Genomic DNA, 8,498 nt, shown 5'->3' on the forward strand with positions numbered 1-8,498 from the left:
AAGAAGGTACTGGCGAATGTTCTCTTTAACTTCTTCAAAAGGCTTGGTTTCTCTTGGCTTCCACTCCAGAACCCGGTAGATGACGTAGGTGTTCCCCACCTGAATGGGGGGAGTTACGTTTCGAGGGTCCTCCTTGACCTTCTCTAAGGCTTCCTTGACTTCTTGGGGCAGTGCCGTTTCGGCAACCCAACCCGCGTCTCCGCCTTTCTGTGCTGCTTCGTCAAGGGAAACCTCCCGGGCGATTTTTGCGAAATCCTCTCCGAGGTAGAGGCGGCGCAGGGCTTTCTCCGCATCCTCTTTGGTGAGGAAAGTCATCTTAAGGAGGTGGTACTGAGCTGGAGTAGTGAAGAGGTCCTGGTGCTCTTGGTAGTACTTTGTAACTTCCTCGTCAGGGACTGGAAGATCAGCAACGAGGCTCTCGGTGAGTTTTCGAATCATGAGTTCCCGGCGAATGGACTCCCGAAGCGCTGGAAGCGTCAGGCCCTGGTACTCAAGGTACCGGCGAAATTCGTTCTCCGAGGGAAACTGGGCGCGTATTCTCTCAACTTCCTCTTGGATGTCCTTCGAGGAGACTCGAACCCTTCGGGCGCGGGCTTCTTGGTAGAGGAGTTCATTGTTGATGAGGTTTTCAAGAACCAGACGGCGAATGAGGTTAAAGGTCTCTTCATCCCAGGAGCTTAAGGTTTTCGAATCGTACTGGCTCAGGAAATTCCGAAAGGCTTGGTCAAGGGTGTAGAAGCTGATGGCGGTACCGTTGACTGTTGCTGCTATAGCTTGCCCAGCACGGCCAGCCCGCCGGTACGAACCATACCCGTAGTAGATGGTAACGGCGAAGGCAACCACAACGATAATGAGAATGATATCGATGTTCTTGCGCAACGTCCTCATCATATCCTATCCACCTCATGAGCCCATTTTCCGGGAATTTCTTGTACAATACTACTTCAGTGGTTCAACCTTGTCAATTTTGGGGAGTTTCGATAGAGTATTAGAAACGTTGCGCATCGATGGGGGTCTGGAGAATGGAGATGGATATTCGAAAGATCCAGGAGATTCTTCCCCACCGCTTCCCCTTCCTTCTTGTGGACCGAATCGTTGCTCTCGAGGAAGGGAAAGTTGTGGGGGTGAAAAACGTCACGGCGAACGAATGGTTTTTCCAGGGACATTTCCCTGGAAGACCGGTTATGCCTGGGGTGCTCATCATTGAGAGCATGGCGCAAGTAGGAGCAACCATGATGATGTACATGGAGGAGTTCCGGGGATGCATTCCGTACTTTGCCTCCTTGGATAACGTTCGCTTCCGCCGTCCGGTGGTTCCTGGAGACCAGCTCGTCATGGAGGTTACACTCCTCAAAATGAAGGGTCGTGTGGGAAAGCTCAAAGGTGTGGCAAAGGTTGGGGAACAGGTGGTTGCCGAGGCAGAACTTGGGTTTTCCCTTGTTCGAGAGGAAAAGGAGGAACTCTCTTGAGGACCCAGTGGGTGCGTATCCTTGGAACAGGCTCAAGCGTTCCAGAGAAGGTACTCACGAACCTTGACCTTGAGCGTATGGTAGACACAAGTGATGAGTGGATCACCACCCGAACCGGGATAAAGGAACGGCGCATTGCTCTTCCCTCAGAAACCACTTCAACTTTTGCCCTTGAAGCCTCTTGGAGAGCACTTCGGAGTGCCTCCGTTGCTCCGGAGGAGCTCGACTGCATCATAGTCGCAACGGTCACGCCGGATATGCTTTTCCCATCTACGGCCTGTATTCTCCAGCATGCTCTGGGGGCAAAGAATGCCTTTGCCTTTGATCTTGAGGCAGGGTGCACCGGATTTGTGTACGCCCTTTCGGTTGCCGAGAAGTACCTCCTTGCCGAAGGAAAGGGGAAGGCATTGGTTGTAGGAGCTGAGACCCTCTCCAAAATCGTGGACTGGCAGGACAGGGCAACGTGCGTGCTCTTTGGCGATGGAGCAGGGGCGGTAGTACTTGGTCTTGATGAGCGACCAGGGATTCTTGCAACGTACCTTGGAGCCGATGGAGGTGGGGCTCATCTCCTTGAGCTTCCTGCTGGGGGTTCCCGAATGCCGGCCTCCTTCGAGACGGTAGAGAAGCGACTCCACTACATTAAAATGAATGGGAACGAGGTTTTCAAATTCGCAGTGCGAGTGGTGGAAGAGGCTTCGCGAAAGGTCCTCGAGAAAGCGCAGAAGACCATTGACGATGTGAGTCTTTTTATTCCCCATCAGGCGAACATCCGAATCATCCAATCGGCGGCTAAACGCCTCGGAATACCCGAGGAAAAGATTTTTGTCAACGTTGACCGGTACGGCAACACCTCTGCAGCTTCGGTGCCTATAGCCCTTGACGAGGCGCTACGGTCGCAGCGTATCGGTAAGGGAGATATCGTACTCCTTGTAGGTTTCGGCGCAGGTCTCACGTGGGGGGCTGCGCTCATAGAGTGGTAAAGGGGGTTGGGCAGTTGGCACGACGAGTGGTTGTCACAGGTATCGGGGTTATAAGCCCTGTGGGTACGGGTAAGGAGAAATTCTGGCAGTCTCTCCTTGAGGGGAAGTCGGGCATCGATATCATCCAGAGCTTTGATCCCACTCCGTTCGAGAGCAGGATTGCAGGAGAGGTTAGGGACTTCAACCCCGAGGGTTTCTTGCCCAAGAAAGAAGCAAGGAGAATGGACCGTTTCTCTCAGTTTGCTGTTTGTGCCTCCCTCATGGCTCTGAAGGACGCTCAGCTCGATCTCAATCGAATCAACCGGGAGAGAGCGGGAGTCATTCTTGGATCCGGTATCGGGGGCATTCGAACCTTCGAAGAGCAGTACCGAGTACTCCTTGAACGGGGACCTCAGAAGGTGAGCGCTTTCTTCATCCCCATGATGATTGTGAACATGGGGGCAGCAAACGTGGCCATTCAGCTCGGTCTCAAGGGTCCAAATAGCTGCGTTTCCACCGCCTGCGAAGCATCGACTCATGCCTTGGGAGAGGCCCTCCGCATTATCCAGCGGAACGAAGCCGACATTATGATTGCCGTTGGGGCTGAGGCGTCTATTACCCCCTTGGCCATCGCTGGTTTCTGTGCCATGAAGGCGCTGTCGACCCGCAACGACGAGCCCCAGAAAGCTTCTCGCCCCTTTGATCGTAACCGCGACGGGTTTGTTATGGCTGAAGGAGCTTGTGCTCTTGTTCTTGAAGCGGAAGAGGTGGCTCTCAATCGGGGTGCGCGGATTTATGCCGAGCTCAAAGGATATGCCTCGACCTGTGATGCGTACCACATTACCGCTCCTGATCCAGAGGGCGAGGGAGCAGCTCGGGCCATGCGCCTTGCTCTTGAGGATAGCGGTGTATCACCTGATGAGGTGGACTACATTAACGCCCATGGTACCTCCACTCCCCTCAACGACCGCACCGAGACCCTTGCCATCAAGAAGGTTTTCGGTGAGCGGGCGTACCGAATCAAAATCAGTTCCACGAAGTCCATGGTTGGTCATCTCCTTGGAGCGGCGGGAGCCATTGAAGCAGCGGCCACGGTTCTTTCAATTTACCATCAAGTTGTCCATCCCACCATCAACCTTGAAGAGCCTGATCCTGAGTGCGATCTCGATTACACCCCTTGGAAAGCCCACCCCCTTGAGATCCGTAACGCTCTTTCGAATTCCTTCGGCTTTGGGGGGCACAACGGGACTCTGGTTTTTGGGAGGTACGAGGGGTGAGCACTGTGGCGGTTTGGATATTCCCGGTGAACTATCTCTTAGGGTCTTTACCCTGTGGGCTTTTGGTCACATGGGCTTTCCGGGGTGTGGATCTCCGCAAGTACGGAAGTGGGAATATCGGAGCGACGAATGTCTCTCGAGTGGCAGGATTTTTCCCTGCTCTTCTTGCCGGTGTGGGAGACGCTCTCAAAGGTTTCCTCGGGGCATACCTTGCTTTTCGGTTTTTCGGGGTGTCTCCTCTCTTTCTCGCCGCGGCCTTTCTTGTCATTGTGGGGCATGACTGGTCGTGCTTTTTGAGGTTCAGAGGAGGTAAGGGAGTGGCCACGACACTCGGAGTACTCTTTTTCCTCTCCTGGCAAGCGGCTCTTCTGTGCTTTTTGACCTGGGTTCTTATGGTGGTACTCACGAGGTACTCCTCTCTTGGGTCTCTGAGTGGAGCAGCAGCTATGCCGGTTTTCCTTTTCCTTTTCCATCGACCTCCGGTTTTCGTATGGTGGGGAATACTGGCGGCAATCTGTGTGTTTGTAAGGCACAAAGACAATATTCGCCGACTCACACAAGGGAAAGAGCTGAAAATCGGCGAGAAAGGATGTGGAGAAGGTGGACGAAGGAATTTTGGAATTGAATGAGACGAATTTTGACGAAGAAGTGCTCCGTTCCCCCATGCCAGTTCTTGTGGATTTCTGGGCGACCTGGTGCATGCCCTGCCGTATGATGGCTCCGGTGGTTGCTGATATTGCGCGAGAGTGGGCCGGACGGGTTAAGGTGGGGAAAGTGAATACAGACGATGCTCCATCCTTAGCCATGCGGTATGGGGTCCATGCCATTCCCACTCTCATCTTCTTCCAGGACGGGAAGGAAGTGGAACGAGTCGTGGGGTATGTTCCAAAGAAAAGCCTCGAAGAACGGTTACGAAGGATTCTGGGCGAGGCATAGACTCTCGTACCTTTTTGTCCTTGCCGCAGTTCTCCTTTTTCTCCAGGGCGCAGAGGCCATTGAGGTTCAGGGAGAACGTGTTTTTGGCCTGAATGCCCTGCGCCTTGTTCGGGAGAACATCCAAGCGGGGAAGAGAATCGCCCTTACCTTTGACGATGCCCCGAATGGGTACACAGGGGAGATTCTTGCTGTTCTTGAGAGATTCAAGGTACGGGCGACCTTTTTCCTTGTCGGATCTCAGGTTCTGCGCCATCCAGAGCTTGTGCATCTCATTGTTGCTGCAGGACATGAGATTGGGAATCACTCCTTTTCCCATGTGCTGACCAAGGGATGTTTGGAGAAAGAGATTCGGGAGGACATTGAGCGGGCCGAAAGGGCTATTCTTGAAGTTACGGGTCAACTTCCTCTGTACTTTCGACCTCCAGGGGGGCTTGTGACCCAGGATGTGCAACGGGCCTGTGGGGCTTTGGGGTATACCCTCGTTCTCTGGAGTGTGGACTCAGGGGATTGGAAGGCAAAGGACGGAGAAGAAGTGGTGACTTCTGTTCTCCAGAGAGTGCACCCCGGTGCCATTGTTCTTTTCCATCCTCTTCCCTGCACCGTTCGGGCACTCCCTCAGGTGCTCCAAGCCCTCGAAGAGAGGGGATATGAGGTTGTTCCCCTCTCGCTTCTTTTGTGGCCATGATGGAGCGACTCTTCTGGCCTAAAGAGTGGGCTTTTCTTGAGGAAGCTCTTTCGGATTTTCGGGGAACCATTGTGGCTGTGGCTCCCCCTGATCGGGGGAAAACGACCCTCGTGCGTCTCCTTGTAGAGATGTTCCTTCGGGAGGGGAAGCGGGTCGGGTGGGTGGATACAGACCCTGGTCAATCCCAGATTGGGCCCCCAACAACCCTTGGAGCCGCGGTGCTTTCAGGACGGGCAAATCCAAAGGATCTCCTCTTTACAACCCATTTTCGATTCTTTGGGGATACAACACCAGAGCGGGATATCGTTGCCTTTGCGTACCTTGCTTGGGATCTCGTGCGCACGGTCAGGAAAAAGAGCGATGTTGTTCTCGTCGATACCTGTGGGCTTTTCCATTCGTTGCCAGGATACTACCTCAAGACGCTCAAGATTCGGCTCATCGACCCAGAAATTGTTCTCGCCCTGGGTGAGGAGGAAGAGTTCGCCCTTTTTGCCTCTTTTTTGAAGGAACGCCTTCTTGTTCTTCCTGTGCCCTCCGAAGCCTTAGCGAAATGCTCCGAGGTGCGCCGAAGGCACCGAAAGAAGCTCTTTGCCCTGTACTTTTCTGGCGGGAGGGAGATGCGCCTTCCGGTACAGGCGCTCCGCTTTTCTCTCCCCTGCTACCCATCCTTTTTCTCTTGGAAGGCGGAAAGAGAAGAGGAAGGTATGCGATTTGCAAGCCTTGGAGAAGAGGTTTTTCTCCCTTTCGAAGGGGAAGAAATGGGGATTATCTGTGGACTTTACAGCGGGGATGGGAGAGACCTTGGTCTTGGGGTTCTTGAAGGGGTTTCCTGGGAGGAGGAACTCCTTTCCATCTGGGGAGTTCAGTGCGTCCCCGGGAGAATTGAAGCTGTCGTTCCCGGGGCCTTGAGGGTATCAAGAGACGGGGAGGAGAGGGGACGTCGCAGTATGTACTTTCCTCCCTTTCGTCTTTTCAGAGCTCCACGGCAAGCACTGTGACTCCAGGGATGCGGGAAAGCGCCTCTTCTAAGGCTTTGGTATCCTCTCCTTTCCCCCGAAGCTCAAGGATAACAAGGCCGTCTTCGGCGCAGTACGTGGGAGACGCTTCATGGAGACCAAGTCGAGCTCGTATGAGGCGTCCGAATTCGGTGAGGGTTTTCTGAACCTCTGGAGCAGCTTGAGAACGGCGGTCAATCTTCACAAGAAGGAGATTACAGCTCACCTTTTTACCTCCTTTTTTCGTATTATAGCAGATTCGGTATAATAGCAGAAAAAGGGGGTAGCGCTGTGCCTTTTGCTGTAGTCATGGCTGGTGGGAAAGGAGAACGCCTCTGGCCGTTGAGCCGGAGCCATCGACCGAAGCAATTTGTGAGGTTCTTTGGAAAGACCCTTCTTGCCCGCACGGTCGAGCGCATTCTTCCTCTGGTTGGGGTTGAGAACCTTTACGTGGTTACCCAGAAGGAGCACGCTGCATCAGTTCTCGAAGAGCTTCCTTTTCTCTCGTCTCGCAACCTCATCCTTGAGCCGGTAGGGCGGAACACTGCTCCCTGCATTGGTCTTGCTGCGCTCTTTCTTTCCCGCTTTTCTTCGCCCCAGGAAGTTATGATTGTCCTCCCTGCGGACCATGTGATTCTTGACGATGAGAACTTTCGAAAGGCCGTTGAGCTTGCTACAGAAGTTGCCCAAGCGGGCGAGTGGCTTGTAACCTTTGGGATAGAACCTAACCGACCTCACACCGGGTATGGGTACATCCGCTGTGGGGATCTCTTTCGGGAAGATGCCCGAGGCCGAGTGTACTACGGGATGGGGTTCACGGAGAAACCGGACCGAAAGACGGCAGAGGAGTACCTTCGTCTCGGGGGATATCTCTGGAACAGTGGGATGTTCGTATGGACCATCGGAGCCATCCTTGCAGCCTTAAGGCAGTGGGCTCCCGAAATTGCGAAAGGACTGGAGGAAATTGGCAGGAACCTTGGAACTCCAGGGGAAGAAGAAGTGCTCAAGAGGGTTTTCGCTGCGTTGCCTTCTCTCTCGATTGACTACGCGGTCATGGAAAAAGCTCCAAACATCCTCGTGGTTTCTGGGAAATTCGGTTGGAGCGATGTGGGGTCATGGGAGAGTCTGTACGATGTTCTCCCGAAAGACGCTTCTTCGAATGCAGCCTTGGGAGAGTGCGTTGCCTTAGAGAGTAGAGGGTGTGTCCTCTGGACTGAAAAGCCGGTTGTCCTTTTTGGGGTAGAGGACGTAGTCCTTGTGGAAGAGAGGGACATCCTTTTCCTTATGCCTCGCCAGAGGGACCAGGAAGTGCGTCGTCTCCTGCGGTACTTGGAAGAGATGGGCAAAGGAGAATACCTGTAGCTATGGCTGAAATCCTTCCGGCAACTGAGGAGGCAATTCGAAAGGCCGCAGAATTCCTCAGAGAGGGAAAACTTGTTGCCTTTCCTACGGAGACGGTGTACGGTCTTGGAGCCTGTGCTCTTGATGCTCGGGCAGTCGCCCGCGTCTTTGAGGTAAAGGAACGTCCGTTCTTCGACCCCTTCATCGTCCATGTTGCTGACCTTACCATGGCTGGGGAACTCTGCGATTTCTCGGATCCAAGGGCCCTGCTCCTTGCAGAGCGATTTTGGCCAGGACCCCTGACCCTTGTGTTGCCTAAGAAACCTGTTATTCCTGATATCGTTACGGCGGGTCTTCCTACGGTTGCGGTACGGATGCCTGCGCATCCTGTTGCCCTGCGGCTCATTCGAGAGGCCCAAGTGCCCATTGCTGCTCCGAGTGCCAATCGCTTTGGACGCTTGAGCCCAACTCTTGCGGTGCATGTGGCAAGACAGATTGGGGATCGGATTGAGCTCATCCTCGATGGGGGAAGGTGCCCCATAGGGGTGGAGTCGACGGTCATCGAGCTTGCCGATGAACCTCTCCTCTTGAGACCCGGAGGCGTTCCTCTCGAGGAGATAGAAAGAGTCATTGGGAAGGTTAGAGAGGCCTACCTTTCGAGTGTCCCCCGTTCTCCTGGGCAGCTTCCCTCTCATTACGCTCCTTCTGTTCCCCTTCGAATTGTTCCTCAGGATACCCCTCCTCCGCCAGGGCTGCGAGTGGGGCTTCTCGCTTTTTCTTCGGCGAAGTATCCTGAACGTTTCGTTCGGGTTGAAATCCTCTCTCCATCCCGGGAC

11 protein-coding genes are annotated in these 8,498 nt (G+C 54.0%); 9 read left to right on the forward strand and 2 right to left on the reverse strand.

Annotation, left to right across the window (positions count from 1 at the left end; translation table 11 throughout):
* The coding region (locus tag H5U36_07150) for a SurA N-terminal domain-containing protein (protein ID MBC7217900.1) at positions 1-891 on the reverse strand (891 nt) is incomplete at its 3' end.
* A 131-nt stretch (positions 892-1,022) separates the two neighbouring features.
* On the opposite strand from H5U36_07150, the gene fabZ reads away from it, so the two are divergent.
* The 7 genes from fabZ to H5U36_07185 are packed head-to-tail and all read left to right on the forward strand — an operon-like array spanning position 1,023 to position 6,324.
* Positions 1,023-1,469 (forward strand): 3-hydroxyacyl-ACP dehydratase FabZ, encoded by a 447-nt coding sequence (fabZ, locus tag H5U36_07155; protein ID MBC7217901.1) that lies wholly within the window; start codon positions 1,023-1,025, stop codon positions 1,467-1,469.
* Positions 1,470-1,480: 11 nt separating this feature from the next.
* On the forward strand, positions 1,481-2,449 hold the full coding sequence (locus H5U36_07160) for a ketoacyl-ACP synthase III (protein ID MBC7217902.1): 969 nt from the start codon (positions 1,481-1,483) through the stop codon (positions 2,447-2,449).
* 14 nt (positions 2,450-2,463) lie between these two features.
* Positions 2,464-3,705, forward strand: coding sequence for a beta-ketoacyl-ACP synthase II (fabF, locus tag H5U36_07165; protein MBC7217903.1), 1,242 nt, complete (start codon positions 2,464-2,466; stop codon positions 3,703-3,705).
* 5 nt (positions 3,706-3,710) lie between these two features.
* Complete coding sequence (gene plsY / locus H5U36_07170) at positions 3,711-4,334, forward strand: glycerol-3-phosphate 1-O-acyltransferase PlsY (protein ID MBC7217904.1); 624 nt, start codon at positions 3,711-3,713, stop codon at positions 4,332-4,334.
* Positions 4,306-4,641, forward strand: coding sequence for a thioredoxin (trxA, locus tag H5U36_07175; GenBank protein MBC7217905.1), 336 nt, complete (start codon positions 4,306-4,308; stop codon positions 4,639-4,641). Before plsY ends, trxA begins: the two co-directional genes overlap by 29 nt.
* On the forward strand, positions 4,586-5,326 hold the full coding sequence (locus H5U36_07180; GenBank protein ID MBC7217906.1) for a polysaccharide deacetylase family protein: 741 nt from the start codon (positions 4,586-4,588) through the stop codon (positions 5,324-5,326). The genes trxA and H5U36_07180 overlap by 56 nt, the downstream gene beginning before the upstream one ends.
* The gene (locus H5U36_07185) at positions 5,323-6,324 is read left to right on the forward strand and encodes a hypothetical protein (protein MBC7217907.1); all 1,002 of its coding nucleotides are present in this window, start codon (positions 5,323-5,325) and stop codon (positions 6,322-6,324) included. Before H5U36_07180 ends, H5U36_07185 begins: the two co-directional genes overlap by 4 nt.
* Here H5U36_07185 and H5U36_07190 read toward each other — a convergent pair.
* Entirely contained in the window at positions 6,299-6,547 is a 249-nt protein-coding gene (locus tag H5U36_07190) for a hypothetical protein (protein MBC7217908.1), read from the reverse strand. The genes H5U36_07185 and H5U36_07190 overlap by 26 nt on opposite strands.
* Before the next feature lie 65 nt (positions 6,548-6,612).
* On the opposite strand from H5U36_07190, the gene H5U36_07195 reads away from it, so the two are divergent.
* Together H5U36_07195 and H5U36_07200 are read left to right on the forward strand one after the other, a co-directional pair.
* Positions 6,613-7,683 (forward strand): NTP transferase domain-containing protein, encoded by a 1,071-nt coding sequence (locus H5U36_07195; protein ID MBC7217909.1) that lies wholly within the window; start codon positions 6,613-6,615, stop codon positions 7,681-7,683.
* 2 nt (positions 7,684-7,685) lie between these two features.
* Positions 7,686-8,498 (forward strand): threonylcarbamoyl-AMP synthase (locus tag H5U36_07200; GenBank protein ID MBC7217910.1); only part of this gene is annotated, 813 nt, incomplete at its 3' end.

The sequence above is a fragment of the Candidatus Caldatribacterium sp. genome, assembly GCA_014359405.1.
GTDB lineage: Bacteria > Atribacterota > Atribacteria > Atribacterales > Caldatribacteriaceae > Caldatribacterium > Caldatribacterium oleiphilum.